At 58.9% G+C, this 13,570-nt stretch carries 14 protein-coding genes and 1 pseudogene; 2 read left to right on the top strand and 13 right to left on the bottom strand.

What is annotated here, in order from left to right; genetic code table 11:
- Positions 1-51 precede the first annotated feature (51 nt).
- From ACFSUD_RS14050 to ACFSUD_RS14010, 9 genes are all read right to left on the bottom strand, one after another.
- Positions 52-570, bottom strand: a complete 519-nt coding sequence (locus tag ACFSUD_RS14050) for a type II toxin-antitoxin system YhaV family toxin (RefSeq protein ID WP_184583032.1) — start codon at positions 568-570, stop codon at positions 52-54.
- Positions 567-893 carry a type II toxin-antitoxin system PrlF family antitoxin gene (locus ACFSUD_RS14045; RefSeq protein ID WP_005668772.1) on the bottom strand — a complete coding sequence of 109 codons (327 nt, stop codon included), beginning with the start codon at positions 891-893 and terminating at the stop codon, positions 567-569. The genes ACFSUD_RS14050 and ACFSUD_RS14045 overlap by 4 nt, the downstream gene beginning before the upstream one ends.
- Before the next feature lie 124 nt (positions 894-1,017).
- Positions 1,018-1,671, bottom strand: coding sequence for a DUF6927 domain-containing protein (locus ACFSUD_RS14040; protein WP_184583034.1), 654 nt, complete (start codon positions 1,669-1,671; stop codon positions 1,018-1,020).
- Positions 1,671-2,264: a regulator gene (locus ACFSUD_RS14035; protein WP_184583036.1), complete on the bottom strand. Its 594-nt coding sequence runs from the start codon at positions 2,262-2,264 to the stop codon at positions 1,671-1,673. The genes ACFSUD_RS14040 and ACFSUD_RS14035 overlap by 1 nt, the downstream gene beginning before the upstream one ends.
- A 72-nt stretch (positions 2,265-2,336) precedes the next feature.
- On the bottom strand, positions 2,337-4,319 hold the full coding sequence (locus ACFSUD_RS14030) for a ParB N-terminal domain-containing protein (protein WP_184583038.1): 1,983 nt from the start codon (positions 4,317-4,319) through the stop codon (positions 2,337-2,339).
- 155 nt (positions 4,320-4,474) lie between these two features.
- A complete protein-coding gene (locus tag ACFSUD_RS14025) occupies positions 4,475-4,864 on the bottom strand; it encodes a DUF3768 domain-containing protein (RefSeq protein ID WP_184583040.1) in 390 nt (129 codons plus the stop codon).
- 87 nt (positions 4,865-4,951) lie between these two features.
- Positions 4,952-5,161: a DUF6330 family protein gene (locus ACFSUD_RS14020; RefSeq protein ID WP_184583041.1), complete on the bottom strand. Its 210-nt coding sequence runs from the start codon at positions 5,159-5,161 to the stop codon at positions 4,952-4,954.
- A 23-nt stretch (positions 5,162-5,184) separates the two neighbouring features.
- On the bottom strand, positions 5,185-6,123 hold the full coding sequence (locus tag ACFSUD_RS14015) for an ArdC family protein (protein WP_163852018.1): 939 nt from the start codon (positions 6,121-6,123) through the stop codon (positions 5,185-5,187).
- 40 nt (positions 6,124-6,163) lie between these two features.
- Positions 6,164-6,649 carry a hypothetical protein gene (locus ACFSUD_RS14010; protein ID WP_449343065.1) on the bottom strand — a complete coding sequence of 162 codons (486 nt, stop codon included), beginning with the start codon at positions 6,647-6,649 and terminating at the stop codon, positions 6,164-6,166.
- A gap of 399 nt (positions 6,650-7,048) precedes the next feature.
- Between ACFSUD_RS14010 and ACFSUD_RS14005 the strand changes: the two genes are divergently transcribed.
- Together ACFSUD_RS14005 and ACFSUD_RS14000 are read left to right on the top strand one after the other, a co-directional pair.
- Positions 7,049-8,148, top strand: a protein-coding gene (locus tag ACFSUD_RS14005) for an IS3 family transposase (protein ID WP_184583045.1) whose coding sequence is annotated in 2 segments (ribosomal slippage) — positions 7,049-7,301 and positions 7,301-8,148 — 1,101 coding nt in all. Because the reading frame shifts where the segments join, the coding sequence is not laid out codon by codon here.
- A 67-nt stretch (positions 8,149-8,215) separates the two neighbouring features.
- Positions 8,216-9,349, top strand: a complete 1,134-nt coding sequence (locus tag ACFSUD_RS14000) for a Fic family protein (protein ID WP_184583047.1) — start codon at positions 8,216-8,218, stop codon at positions 9,347-9,349.
- Positions 9,350-9,561: 212 nt separating this feature from the next.
- Here the strand turns inward: ACFSUD_RS14000 and repC are convergent, their stop codons facing one another.
- The 4 genes and pseudogenes from repC to ACFSUD_RS13980 form a co-directional block, all read right to left on the bottom strand.
- Positions 9,562-10,617, bottom strand: coding sequence for a plasmid replication protein RepC (gene repC, locus ACFSUD_RS13995; RefSeq protein ID WP_184583049.1), 1,056 nt, complete (start codon positions 10,615-10,617; stop codon positions 9,562-9,564).
- 238 nt (positions 10,618-10,855) lie between these two features.
- Positions 10,856-11,824 (bottom strand): plasmid partitioning protein RepB, encoded by a 969-nt coding sequence (gene repB, locus ACFSUD_RS13990; RefSeq protein WP_322343526.1) that lies wholly within the window; start codon positions 11,822-11,824, stop codon positions 10,856-10,858.
- Positions 11,824-13,023, bottom strand: a complete 1,200-nt coding sequence (gene repA / locus ACFSUD_RS13985) for a plasmid partitioning protein RepA (RefSeq protein WP_009807965.1) — start codon at positions 13,021-13,023, stop codon at positions 11,824-11,826. The genes repB and repA overlap by 1 nt, the downstream gene beginning before the upstream one ends.
- A gap of 341 nt (positions 13,024-13,364) precedes the next feature.
- Positions 13,365-13,570 (bottom strand): annotated as a pseudogene (locus ACFSUD_RS13980) (recombinase family protein); the annotation flags it as partial.

Raw genomic sequence — 13,570 nt, 5'->3', positions numbered from 1 at the left:
AGCGGGGCGTCGTAAACGATAATGCCAAAGGGTCACAGCAAGCTGGCCCACTTACCGATCGGGCACCGCTTCAAGGGAAGTTTCGAACCGCTTGCCCGCCGCTGCAGCTTCTTTCAAGAGCGCGTCGAAATTGTCAGGTGGATTGCCATCTTCCAACATCCCTTTGAACGTCGCATAGGCATCCGTCTTGCTGCCGTAGGCGCGCAGGGTCTTGTCGTCGTTCACCCAAGCCACCACGATGACCTTCGCATCGCTGTTGAACCGATAGAACAGCCGATACTGCTGGAAGAATTTCGCCCGGAACCAGTGCTTGCGGTGATCGCCGAGTGTGCCGCCTTGCCGGAAGGCGGCGGCACCCGGATCTGTCGGTATGGCCTCGGTAACCAGCTTGAAGATGGCGGCCAGCCGTTTCGTCGGGTTTTTCTTGCGCCAGGTCTTGGGATCGCGAGCCTTACGCGCCTCGACCTCCTCGACCAGCCCTTCGAGCTGGTCCAGAAAGAGTGGGTGCGCATAAATCGACCATCCATTCACGACAAGGGGCGCTTGGGCGGGCACGCTATCGCCGCTCATTCATCCTCGAGCGATAGCGGCGCATCGAGATCGACATCAACGTCTCCGACCAGTGCTGCAAGACGGTCATGCAAAGCCCCATCGAACGCCCGAATGCGGTCCGGATGCGCCTTGATATCGGCCTCGACAAAATCGAGAAAGGCTCCGAGCACGGGATCTTCCTCGTCGCTGCGCACGGGCTCGATATAGACCCTGCCACTCGGCTCGGTGCAGTAACGAATCTGGTCGCCCTTGCCCAGCTTGAGCTGTTTGCGCACACCCGCCGGCACGGTCGTCTGATACCGATCCGTGAGTTTCGAGACATCTTGTGCGAGGGCTGTCATGGCAGTCTCCTGAAGAAAAGGGTCTTTGCTGCCCGCGATAGGTAATGCATTTGCATTGCCTTGTCAAGACAAGCCGCAGCATCTGCTGTCGCCGGGCAGGTCGATGAACCGTCCGGCGCAGGACCTAATTTCGCCCCGCCAGGAACTCCGCCAGCACCGGGCTAGCCGCACCTTTCGCGGAGCTGAGCAGCTCCGAGCCCGCAAGCGAGGCCTTCGACAGGCGTACGAGCCCACCAGTTTTCTCGATGCGGTAGCAGCGGCGCTTTTGCCGCCCGCGCCTGTAGTGGGTCGCGGTGACAATCTGGCAGGTACTGCCATCGGTGAGCGTCACAGGTGCTGCGAGCTTGATCTTGTCGCCTTCCTCGTAGTCCGGGATCGCAGCCCAGTCCTGGCAGCGCTGGCGCCAGGCATGAGCATAGCTGTCTGGGTCTTTCAGCTCGGACAGCAGGGCCAATAGGCTCAGTGGCGCGCGGGATTCGACCGGTCCCGCGCTTTCCTCCATGTCCTTGTAGCCCCAGCAGCCGTCATCATATCGGGTAAGGAATACGGCGGCGAAAGTGATGGAGCCATCCGCATCGGTGACATAGGTCGTGTCTTCGACAGGGGTGCCGTCGATATTTGTGACCTTTGCCGCCGCGTACCAGGTTGAGCCCACCTTGCAGGCCTTGACCAGTTCAGTTTTGCGCGTGTCGCCATGAGAGGTGCAGAGCCGGGCGATTTCCGCTTTCTCATCCGCGTAGGTTTTAACGCGGCCGTCGGTGTAGAAAAGCCATCCCATTATGCCGCCCTCTGGTCATCGATTTCCATCAGCGCATCGAGCGGCACGCGGTAGGGCTGCATGGCGTCGAAATCCTCGCAATTGCCGCAGTTCTGCACGATCGCGAAGGTGTCGCAGGCATCCTTGAGGATGACCCGGAAGGTGCCGCCGAGGCCCGAGGGCACCTCGTAGGTCCCGCCGATGAGATAGTCCGAGGCCCGGCGCACGAAGACGCGGATACTGTGGCCATCGGTGGCGAGCCGGATCGCCCCCCGCCCCCGGTCGATGAGCACCTGCACGTCATCCAGGATGTCGGTGTAGAACTGGCCGGTCAGATCGCGAAACGCCATGCGGCGCTGCGCCATCCAGTCGGTATCACGAAACGGGTTCATGCCGTCGGCAAAAGCGAAGGAGGGATCGGCCTGCTCGGTGGTGACGATACGGGTGGTCGTGCCATCAATGCCGTTCGAGCGCAGATGCACGCCATTGCCGACGATGAGGATGAGGGCGGGCCGGTCCACGGGTCCGTTCCAGTTGGGCAGGAAGGTCTTGCAGGCGCGCGCATGGGCGATCTGCGCCGCGACAGCGGACGCAGAGAACTTGAGAATAGCCATGAGGATGTCTTTCGGTTGGGTGTGGGAGGGTCGACCCGCGCGGGGAATGCCTCGCGCGGGTCGCGTAAGGACTCAGGCCGCTTGCGCGATCTCGCTGTCAGGCTCGGGAGTTTCCGCAGCGGGCTCCGCCTCATCACAGGCGACACCGGCGGTCTGCATCATGGGCGGGCACCAGGCGGCCACGGCAGCGCGCTGCGCGTCCGTGAGCGTGGCGAAGGGCTCGGCGAAGAGCTTGTCACAAAAGGCGACGATCTCCTTCTTGCTCGACGAGGCCAGCGTCACCGCCTCCTGGGCGAGACCCAGATCCTCGCCGAGGATCTTCAGGAGCCAAGCCTTCTTGAAGCGGTTGAAGAGCGCCGCATTCGGTATCCAGTGGGCGCGGATATCGGGCATGATCTCGATCTCGAACGCATGCATCAGGCTGTCGCGCGATCGGTCCCGCGCGAAGCAGGACTGCGTGGTGCTGGCGGTGGCATAGGCGACGAGCTTGGCCTTCTCGCCGGCCTTCAGCGCGCGAAACGCCGCAAACTGATCGGCGGGCGCGCGGCTGTCATCGAGCCAGGACAGATCAAGCGCATCATGCGCCGCCGCCACCTGCTCAAGCGAGGTCTCGTCGATCTCGTCCATCTTGGCATGGCTGCGGTATTCCTTGCGGGCATCGATCTTGATCGCCTGCGTGACACTCATGCCGCTGGCCAGAACGTCGCTCACCAGCTTGAAGAGCGTCAGATCGAGCGTGGCTTCCGGATGCAGCGCCATCGCGGCCCCAAGCGCCATGGCTCGCTCGGTCTTGAGGTCCTCAGCCAGTGAGGCCGGGTAGGTGATTTCGCCGGCGTCCGGTGCCTCCTCCCCCGTCGGGTTACTTGAGGAGCCGCGTGCGCCCTCCTCTTTGACGGTGTCCTCGGGGCGGACGAGGCCAACATGGAGCGTGATCTGCCCACCCTGCCACGACGCGATCACCCCGGACCGCGCGAGGTCCTCGGCGCTGTAGGCCTCCTGCAGGTCGCGGGCTTCCTCTTCCAGAGCGTCGACGCGGTCGTAAAGGGCATTGTAGGCACCGTCCTCGAGCCCCTCATTCTCCATCTCGAGCTGCAGTTTCTCAAGCTCGGCGGTGATCTCATCGATGCGCTTCTGGCTCGCCTCATCCGGCTCGATCGGGCCGGGATAGACGCGGCCGTAGTCGGCCATGGTCGCGTAATCATAGCGCACCATCGCATCGGCCCAGGCAAATCCCAGCCTCATACGGGCCTCTTCGGCAGCAGCACCGAGCTTCTCGAGCAGGATGGTCTCGACCAGCGCCGCATCCTCGAGCACGGAATGCTCTTCCAGAAGGTCAGCAGCGACGGCACCGCCGCGCGCTTCATAGTCCGCGCGCACGAAAGCTCCGATATCATCGCTGACCTGCACACCGCGGGATTTGAGCGCCTGACGGACCGTGTAGGCCTGTAGATAGCCGCCGTCTTTTGTGAGCGCCTCGAAGACCTCGCGCTGCGCCTCCTGGCTCGGGTGCTCGGCGAAGGCTTTCATCGTGTCGAGCGTGATCACCTTGCCCCGGGCCGCGGCGCGGATGTCGGGGTGGATAAGGCCATAGCGCAACCGGCCTTTCACGGCCGCCACCGTGGCGCCGAAGGTCTTTGCGATCGTCTCGGGCGTCTGGCCGTCGACCTCCATCATCCGGGCGAAGGCCTCGAACTCGTCGATGGCATTCATCGGTGCCTGGGTGATGTTCTCGGCGAGCGACAGTGCCGTGGTGACGTCGCACTCCTCAGGGACAAGGCGGCAGTCCACCTTGGTTTTCGCCGTGAATCCCTTGCTGGCCTTGTCAGCGATCAGCTCCTTCAGGGCTGCATGGCGCCGGCCACCGGCGAGGACAGCATATTTGCCGTCAAGCTTCTGAACCAGAAGCGGCTGAAGCAGGCCCAGCACAGCGATACTGGCCTTCAGATGGGCGATGTTTTCGGGGTCATAGGTTTCCGGCGCATTGCTGCGCACATTGGCGGGATGCGGGACGAGATCGCCGATAGCGACGGTAAGGGGAGCAAAGCTTTTGGTCATGGGATATCCTTCCAGGAGGGTGAGGTGTGGCCCGCGCGCTCACGCGCGTGACCAATCCCCGGCTTCAGGGATCACCACGACAAAAGGCCCACTTTCCCTTTGAGGGGTCAGCGGGCCTTCATCGTCTCAGATGTCAGGGTGAGGAGTCCCCTGCCCTACCAGTCGCGCGCCAGCATGATGGTCAGCACGCGCATGGTGGTGGCAGGATTGTCCGGGGTCTCAGCCCCATAGCGGAAATCCGAGTCTGCTTCATAGAGATCGATCTTCCAGAACACGGTCTCTCCCCGGATATCGACCGCCCCGAAATCGTGCCATCCCTCGGGATCATTCTCAGGCTCGAATGTTGCAAATTCACCGGTGGCCTTCACCGCCTCGGCCATGAAGCCGTCGCTGGCCTCCATAAGCGAGCGGGTGACATGCATCCGGCCCTGGATGGGCTGGGCGGGCGGCACTCCAAGGCACGCGAGCTTGCGAAACGCGTCGTTCTGCGCCGCGATCACACTCGGATCCGGACGGTCTGGCTGGGGTTGAACATTCATGGACATGGGGATCTCCTTTGAGAAGTTGAAACACCCTTCCCAAAGCCAGCTTTTTCTTTTCTGCTTGGCGGAAGTACCGAAGCAGAAGGTGCCCTACCCGAACAGCCCCTTGGGTCTGTAATTCGGGTTGGGGATAGTTTCGATCCAGCCGCCTTGTTCTTTGATGCTCTCGAGCGCTGCCGAGAACGGATAAGCGCCCTCGGACTGGCTCCACCAGTAGGCACCGCGTTTGAAGGTGATGATCTTGCGGCGGCCGTCTTCGAACCAGGCCACCCGCAGCGTCTTGGGTTCCTTGCGTGACATGCGAGTCTCCGTTCTCCGTGTGGTCAGGCGGCCTCTGCACTGCGCCCTGCCCTACCCGCCTCAGATTGTGCGATGAGATAGTCACAGGCACGATGCGCATCTGCGGCGTGCTTGAAGATCGCGCCCTTGTCCGACCGAAGAACGCGCAACCAGTTGTGGAGGTAGGCGGCATTCATCTCGAGCGTATGCGCCGTGAAGCCGAGCGTCTGACCCAGGAACACCGAGGTCAATTCCGCGACGATCTCCTCGCGCGCATAGGACGTGTTGCCAAACTTCGAGAACCCGAAATCACGGTTCAGTCGATGGGGGGCTTTCGTGGCATGGGCCAGCTCATGAGCCCAGACCCCGTAGAAATTGCGCGGGTCCTGAAACCGCGTGATGGACGGCATGTAGACCTTGTCCACGGGGGGCAAATAGTACGCCTCCGTCCCCGTGAAGACGGTCGTGATGTCGATGGCATCGAAAAACGCCTGCATGTGCGGGATGGGCTCGGACGGCGGATGCTGGGGTAAGGGCTCAGGGTCCGGATAGAAGCTGTCCGGCAAGCCCTCGATCTGGCAGGCATTGAACACGCGGTAGGATTTCTGGAAGCGGAAGATGCGGGCTTCCTCGGAGCGATCATCGCCATCGCTGCGGTCGTCCTCGCCGCCCGCGTCTTTCCGGCTTTGCCCGTAATAGACGACGACAGAGGATTTCTCGCCCTTGCGGACCTTTGCGTCCAAGGCATTGGCCTGCGGCAACGTCATCCAGAAGGGAGAGCTGTGGCCCGCCATCACGGTCCGCATCGTCAGCAGAAAGTTGTTCACTCCCTGGTAGGGTTCGCCGCCCACGCGCAAGGGTCGAGAGCTGCCGCCTGCGGTCCAGGGCTTGCGCCAGGGCAGGACGCCGCGCTCGATGATGCGGATGATTTCGTTTGTGATGGCCTCGGAGGCATCGAATTTGGGCGTGCGGGATCGGGCCATGGCTGGCCTCCTTTCGAGTTTTGGTGAGAGGAAATGGTGATCAGGCTGACTGATGGGACCGCGGATCGTTGAGGATCCTCGCGCCGAGCCCTTCGACCATGTCGATGTAGGTGGTCAGCGAGACGGACTTGCCGGAACCCGAAGGTCCAGGGTCGCCCGATCCGTCCCGCGCCACCTGCGGCAAGTTCGCGAAGGCAATCACATCGGTGACGGGTCGGATATCGATGAACGGGGTCCCTCGTGCGACCGCAAGAGTGGCCAATGGAAAGCGCTCGATCGGCGCGAGAGTCGAAACGGTAGTCCAACCAAGATGGATGAATGTCCCGCCCTCTCCGCAGATCACATGGGCATTCGGCAGCGTCGCCGCCTGCGTGAGATAGCCTAGATCACGCAGGACGGTCTGGCGTTCGAGCCGCTGTGCCAGCAATGTCTGGCCAGTTCGGCGCAGATCTCTATGCTGCCACCACGAGGCAGCGGTTGCGCGGAGCACGCGCAAGACACCTGTTTGCATGGGAGCGCCCTTCATCAGGAACGGCAGACCGGAATCCGGCCCGGACCCATCTGAGGGACCCCAAAGGCCCTCATCCGTCAGTCACAAAACCCGAAGAACACTTTCTCTTTTTCCGGCCCCTTTGGGCACACAACAAAACCGAAAAGCCCGGCACATCTGCCGAAGCCATTGATTTCATGCAGCAATTCTAGATCGGCAACCAAGATCGGCAACGCATATCGGCAAAACCTTGCTTGAAAGTACGAAATGTGTATATTTTTCAATTACTTTGCAAACATGGAAGATCGGCAAAATGCTGGAAACACCGGCCAGAATCGAACCCTGCTTCTTCGAGGAGCATATTCCTACTGACCTGAGCCCCGTTTCCTCCTCCAGTTTGAGGTAGAGTCCGTCCCAACGAAGGAGACGGACAGAATGAAGAGATCACGGTTCAGCGAAGAGCAGATCATTGCGATCCTGAAGCAGCAGGAGAGCGGCGTGGCGACGGCAGATGTGTGCCGCGAGCACGGGATCAGCTCGGCGACATTCTACAAGTGGAAGGCGAAGTTCGGGGGGCTCGAAGTGTCGGATGCCCGCAGGCTGAAGGCGCTCGAGGATGAGAACACAAAGCTGAAGAAGCTGTTGGCTGAGCAGATGCTGGACAACGCGATGCTGCGAGACGTTGCATCAAAAAAATGGTGACGCCCGCGGCCAGGCGGGAAGCCGTGGCGCATCTGTGCGAAGCGCACCAGGTGAGCCAGCGGCGGGCGTGTTCAGTTGTCGGGGCGGATCGGTCGAGCGTGCGCTATCAAAGCGTGCGCCCGGACGATGCCGATCTACGCAAGGCGATGAAGGCTGTGGCGGCCGAGCGCCGTCGGTTCGGCTATCGGCGGGTGCATGTGATGCTGGCACGACAAGGCTGGCAGGTGAACCTGAAGAAGCTGAGGCGGCTTTACCACGAGGAGAAGCTGCAGGTGAGGAAGCGCGGCGGTCGCAAACGGGCGCTTGGGACACGCAGGCCGATGCGGGTTCCGGAACGGCCCAATGAGCGCTGGAGCCTGGATTTCATCTCGGACGCCTTTACAGATGGACGCAGGTTCCGGGTTCTGGCCATCGTGGACGACTTCAGTCGCGAATGTCTGGCATTGGTTGCGGACACTTCGCTTTCGGGGCTGCGGGTCACACGAGAGCTGTCAGCGATCATGGCCAGACGCGGACGACCCAGAACGATTGTCAGCGACAACGGCACGGAACTGACCAGTATGGCGGTGCTCAGATGGTGCCAGGAAACGCGGATCGGCTGGCACTACATCGCGCCGGGAAAGCCGATGCAGAACGGCTTTATCGAGTCGTTCAACGGCAGCTTCCGGGACGAGCTCTTGAACGAGACCCTGTTCTCAACGCTGGCCGAAGCCCGTGAAAAGATCGGCGCATGGAAAGAGGACTACAACCGACACAGACCCCACTCATCCCTGGGCAATCTCACGCCGCAGGAGTTTGCAATGAAATCGAGACTGGAAACGAAGGCCGCATGAGGCCAGAAATCAACCGACGGATTCTCCCGAAAGCTGGAGGGAAGTCGGGTCTCAGGTCACTACAGAATTGGCAGACCTTTCGGTCGACATTCAGAGGGAAGCCCCCGGGCTGGGACAAGGGCTGCATCCTGACAGCGCAGCCGAACTTGCCGATCTCGTCCGTGTGATGAACTGCTACTACTCCAACCTGATCGAAGGACACAACACGCGCCCTCGCGACATCGAAAGGGCGCTGGCTGGTGCCGAGCTTGAGGAAGAAACCCGCCCTCTCGCCCTTGAGGCCCGGGCGCACGTCATCGTTCAACGGGCCATCGATGAGATGCATCGCAAGGGCACCCTGCCCCGCCCCACATCCGTCGAATTCCTGACTTGGGTCCATAAGAGCTTCTACGACGAGATGCCGGATGAGTTTCGGGTCATCGAACATCCCGACGGCACACAAGAGCCCATCGTTCCGGGACGCATGCGCCAGGATGACGATCGGGAAGTTGCGGTCGGGCGCCACCTACCTCCTTCATCGTCGCGGGTCGCGGCATTCATTGACCATTTCGACAAACGATTTCAGATTGCGGCGCGGTCTTCGAGCGGACGGATCATCGCGATCGCCTCTGCACATCACCGGCTCAACTACATCCACCCTTTCCCAGATGGTAACGGCCGTGTCAGCAGACTGATGTCTCATGCCATGGCCCTCACAGCGGGGATTGGTGGCCAAGGGCTCTGGTCCGTATCACGTGGGCTGGCCCGCGGGCTAACCGGTCGGGGCGAGTACAAACGGATGATGGATCTGGCCGACAGTCCACGCCGCGGAGACCGCGACAACCTGTCAGAAGCGGCACTGAAGACGTTCAGTGAATGGTTCCTAAAGGTGACGCTCGACCAGATCACCTTCTCAGCAAGATTGTTCGATCTTGGCGGACTGGACGAACGGTATCGTCGTCTTGTTGCAGATACCATCGATGACAAGCGCGCACCGGAACTGATCTCGGCGGTTCTTCGGCATGGGGCACTGGAACGAGGCGATGCGCAGATTGTCCTCAAGACATTCAAGCGTACTGCTCGCAACACGCTGAGTAAACTGACCGCCGCCGGATACTTGACTTCCGCCTCGCCGAAGACGCCAGTTCGGTTGGCGTTTCCGTTGGATTATCGAGAGCGGCTCTTTCCAAACCTCTTTGGAGACGGTGACCTCCCACAATAACTTTAGGCATTTAGGGTGTAATGCCTGGCCGCCGATTTCTTCCATGGGCGGCCAGATTTTCATCAAGGCTTGCTCGTGTGTCACTTGTCCACCGCGGTGGACATCTGCTGGTCTGAGATAAACTGAAGAACCACCACGCGCCGCTAGGTGCGTTTGGACAGTTTTGGTTGCCACAAGCGCCGCTTCTCGTTCGAAGTCCACCGCGGTGGACATTAGACAGTTCGCTCATTGTTTTCGGACAGTCGCTTGATCAAAGCTAATGGATCAAATTGGTTTTGCCTTTGACCCAGGGTGATACTGTGAAAATACGCTCCAAAATCCCTGATGCGTTTTCCAAGCTGTAGCATGATGAAGATCGCGCATGACGCTTTCGGAGCTCCTACAGCATTCTTGGCTTTCTCGAAAGTCTCTGGGTGAATGCCCATCATGGGTGCAAGTGTTCGAGCATGGTTTTCAATGTCCAACCAGTTTCTAAGTCTCTTTGTGGAGAACGATGTCGCCTGATCGCAGACTGAGGTCAGCAAGTCTGGTTTCAGGGCCTCAAGGCCTATGTTGCTATCTAAATCTTTTTTTTCTTCTTCAGACTTAGATTGATGCCGGACAGTTTGTCCGTCATTGGCGGGCAATTCCATAGTTTCAGGCGGGTCATCCGGGGTAGTCAAACTCTGGTATTCTGCATCTGTATTGGCGAGCAGAGCGTGGTATTCGGGGAGGCTCAGCTTCCTGCGTAGAGCTTTCCGTGCGTGGTTGATGAATGCGTTGCTAGGATCGTGCTCTTCCAAATGGGCGAGCTTTGTAAGGATCTGTTTGCGGACAAATATCCGATCTCGCCGGTTATTCTCCATCTCTTGCGCGATGGCTATAAGCTCGCTCGCACGTTGGAGCAGGGGGGTGAGAGACAATCCATAACTGATGCACTCTCCGCCGGATGAGCGAACGCGGTAGCGCTTTCGGTTCGAGCTGTCATTGCGCTTGATGAATCCGAGTTCAACGAAGCGGTTGATGTGCCTCCGGAGTGTCCGTTCGTCGATTCCGCCAACGCGCTGGCAAAGTGAATTGTTAGACGCAAAAACCGTTTCGCCATGGCCAGGTTTCAGAAAACTGAGCATTGCTTGAAGTGTCTGTATGTGGCCAGGACGTAGACCAAACACGCTGCGTGCATCTCTCAAGGCCCTGAAGATGGTCCAGACGTCGGTTTCAGATGGGGGAAATGAGCCGCGGGTTGCATCAGCACCTGCGGCTTCGATCGAGAGTTTTGTAAATGCCATGGCTTGTTCACGACGACCGTTCGGCCCACAACTTCCCCGTCTCTTTCCTCGAATTTTCGCGGAAAAAGGCAAAAAATATCAGTCCACCGAATCGGTGACTCTTGACCGGTATGCTGGAGGTTGCTACATCAAAGATGCTAATCAGATGATGAGGGCTCTCCAGGGGAAACTTTGGGGGGCTCTTTTCTATCGGGTCTTCGCTTTTCTCCTCTGCTCGTGTTGCTCTGTGTGGCCTGGGTTAGGACCCAGAGCCTCTCTCATTCCGCCACTGTACGAAGAGTTGCAAAAGCGTAGCTTCCGCGTGCTCTTCGAGCCATCGGCCGAATTCTGGATTGTCCTTCTTGGTGACCTTGAGCGCGATCGCCTTCTCATCGATTGTCAGCGTGCCCAATGAACTGCCGTTCTCATCATTGATGACCGAAGTCAGCCCACGATTGGGCGGCTTCTTGTCGCTACGTGCTTTGCTCGAGCAAGCCGAATAGACCGCTTGGAACTTTTCGGAACTAGGAGTGTCGTCGGGCAGGGCGGCGAGCGCCTCTTTGGCGATGTCCACCAAATCTACCTTCACCGACAAGGCAGCTAGATCACCCCACTGCCGTCGTCCGATCCCATGTGCTGGCCCGATGAGTTGAACAAAACCGTCTGGCAGTTGATCCATGACGACCCTGTGGTTGGATACGCCTTGCCGGGTCAGACCTAGAGCATCTTGAATGACACCGGGTTTGTATCCGGATTCTTGCATCTCTTTGATAAAAAGAGACTTTTCTATAAAAGACGGATCAAGCCTGAGGTTGTTCTCCTGGCCTTGAGCGATCAGAGATGCGTCATCGTCCAAGGTTCGAACAATTGCCTTGACCGTTCCACCGACCTTACGGATCGCCGCAAGCCTGCGGCGGCCGTAGATGATGCGGTATCTGTCCGGTTGGGCTGATGGACGGACCATGATGGGCACTTGTTGGCCATGCTTGCGAATGCTCTCGGCCAACTCATCGATACTGGAATCTTCCAGCACCAACCGATCGCGCAGCCCATCCATGTCAATCTGATCGGGTTCGATATCGCGAATCGAGTTTGCTGTGATCTCGCGCAAAGAGTCGCGCAATCCTCCAACAGATCCCGGCAGCTTTGCCGCTTTTGGCGGGGTAGGGGAGGGGGCTCCGCTCTCCGTCTCATTCCTTGGAGGCTGGTTGAAGATGTTTCGGGCCATCAGCGACGCCCCCATGCCATTTGGATCGTCTGCTCTAGCTCATCGCCAACGCCATTCACGCTGGTCAGGGCGCGATCAATTGTCTTTCTGATGAATTGGCTTGGATCGACTTCGTAGACGGTCTGCTGGGTCATCCCCGCGTCGGAGATCGCCGTAGACTTCAGCATCGGCTCTGTCATGACCTGACCTGCCAGAATTGATCTCAGGTAGCCTGCCATTTGGGTCTGCGGACCGTCCGACGGTTCATATCTGGTAATCAGGAACTTGACAAAATCCCATGTGACACGCCGACCGATGGCTTCCTCCACGGCCTTGACCGTTTCTGAAGCAAGCTTCAGGAATTGGCTCATGGATGCGATGTCAAGCATGCCAGGTACCACGGTAACCAAAAGCCCCGTCGAGGCTGCCAGCGCAGTCAGGGTTAGAAACCCAAGCTGAGGCGGGCAGTCGATCAGGACGATGTCGTAGTTTGCCTCAACCTCTTCAAGCGCCAAGGCGAGGCGCTCTGCAAAGATGGGCTGTACGCGACGGGCGAGAGCGTTTGCGGTCTCGGTTTCATACTCCGAGAGCATCAAACCGGCGGGCACCATGTCGAGCTTATGGAAGTAGGTCTTTTGGATGACGTTCGAGAGAGGAACTTGGTCCTCATATCTCAAAGCATCATAGATTGTGCCGCCATCGGCGAACTCAAGCTCGGGCCGAAAGCCGAAAAACGTGGTCAAACTTGCTTGCGGATCGAGGTCTAGGACCAGCACGCGGTAACCGCGCAAGGCATACCTTTGCGCAAGATGAATCGTTGCAGTAGTCTTTGATGAACCGCCTTTGAAGTTGACGACGGATATCACCTGGAGACGATCGCCATCACGTCGACCTGGGCGGTAGCTTTCTGCGTTCTTTCCAGTGCGTCCAAGAACATCGCGCAACTCATCAATCTCTTGGGCTGTGTAGAACCGGTGTCCGCGGTTGTCTGTATGCACTTCCGGGAAGCTGCCGTCCTTGTGCCGGTTGCGCAGGTTGGATGTGCTTACGCGCAGGAGGCCGGCGACTTCGGTGGAACTGAAGCGGCGTAGGGACTTTCGTTCTTCGGGTTCGAAAGCGATCTTCATCTGGCGATCCAAAGACTCAGCCAGATTGTCGGCAAATGCTCCGATATCGGAAGAGCCTATGCCTTGCGTGTATCCAATGTTACGATCATCCATGTCCTGCCGCCCACTCTCGGCCACTGTTGAGGCTCTTAGTCATTCTGACGGTGTACAGCGTGTCTGACGCGTTTTGCCGTCAGAATGGGAATGCCACGATCCAGTGAGTCCGGCAAGAAGAATCTAAATGTAGTGCGAAAGTTATCCACAGCACCTATAGGTGTTGTCGTGTAAAAAACTCAGCAAGTCATTGATATAGATATATTAAATGCAGATCTAACCAAATCGAACCGCTACTCAGTTGAGTTGGCACATTAGCAGCTAACCCCAAGCAACTAATGGCACTTTCTGCCTCCTGCGGAGTTTTCTCCCGGTGAAATTTTTTGGATTCGGGTCAGAAGCTACATCTGATTTTGGCTCGATTCGTACGGCATGAGGCCAAGTCGTTCCGCCCGCTCCAACAGCATTTTCACAGAAGACGGCTGCCATCTTGTTCGGCCACGAGGCGTGCGTTCGCGCATCGCTTCCAGCCGGGTGCAGATCGCCTGAAGCGTGATGTCGGGGTCCGCGCCCTTGATGCCGGCGACGATGGCGGGCAGACGGTCGT

It is taken from the genome of Sulfitobacter aestuarii, assembly GCF_042685005.1.
GTDB classification, from domain to species: domain Bacteria; phylum Pseudomonadota; class Alphaproteobacteria; order Rhodobacterales; family Rhodobacteraceae; genus Sulfitobacter; species Sulfitobacter aestuarii.
This window is presented reverse-complemented; position numbering and strand designations above follow the sequence as displayed.

Coding starts and splice junctions, on each gene's coding strand:
- ACFSUD_RS14050 (WP_184583032.1), bottom strand. CDS start 570: ATGAGCGGCGATAGCGTGCCCGCCCAAGCGCCCCTTGTCGTGAATGGA.
- ACFSUD_RS14045 (WP_005668772.1), bottom strand. CDS start 893: ATGACAGCCCTCGCACAAGATGTCTCGAAACTCACGGATCGGTATCAG.
- ACFSUD_RS14040 (WP_184583034.1), bottom strand. CDS start 1,671: ATGGGATGGCTTTTCTACACCGACGGCCGCGTTAAAACCTACGCGGAT.
- ACFSUD_RS14035 (WP_184583036.1), bottom strand. CDS start 2,264: ATGGCTATTCTCAAGTTCTCTGCGTCCGCTGTCGCGGCGCAGATCGCC.
- ACFSUD_RS14030 (WP_184583038.1), bottom strand. CDS start 4,319: ATGACCAAAAGCTTTGCTCCCCTTACCGTCGCTATCGGCGATCTCGTC.
- ACFSUD_RS14025 (WP_184583040.1), bottom strand. CDS start 4,864: ATGTCCATGAATGTTCAACCCCAGCCAGACCGTCCGGATCCGAGTGTG.
- ACFSUD_RS14020 (WP_184583041.1), bottom strand. CDS start 5,161: ATGTCACGCAAGGAACCCAAGACGCTGCGGGTGGCCTGGTTCGAAGAC.
- ACFSUD_RS14015 (WP_163852018.1), bottom strand. CDS start 6,123: ATGGCCCGATCCCGCACGCCCAAATTCGATGCCTCCGAGGCCATCACA.
- ACFSUD_RS14010 (WP_449343065.1), bottom strand. CDS start 6,649: ATGAAGGGCGCTCCCATGCAAACAGGTGTCTTGCGCGTGCTCCGCGCA.
- repC (WP_184583049.1), bottom strand. CDS start 10,617: ATGGCATTTACAAAACTCTCGATCGAAGCCGCAGGTGCTGATGCAACC.
- repB (WP_322343526.1), bottom strand. CDS start 11,824: ATGGCCCGAAACATCTTCAACCAGCCTCCAAGGAATGAGACGGAGAGC.
- repA (WP_009807965.1), bottom strand. CDS start 13,023: ATGGATGATCGTAACATTGGATACACGCAAGGCATAGGCTCTTCCGAT.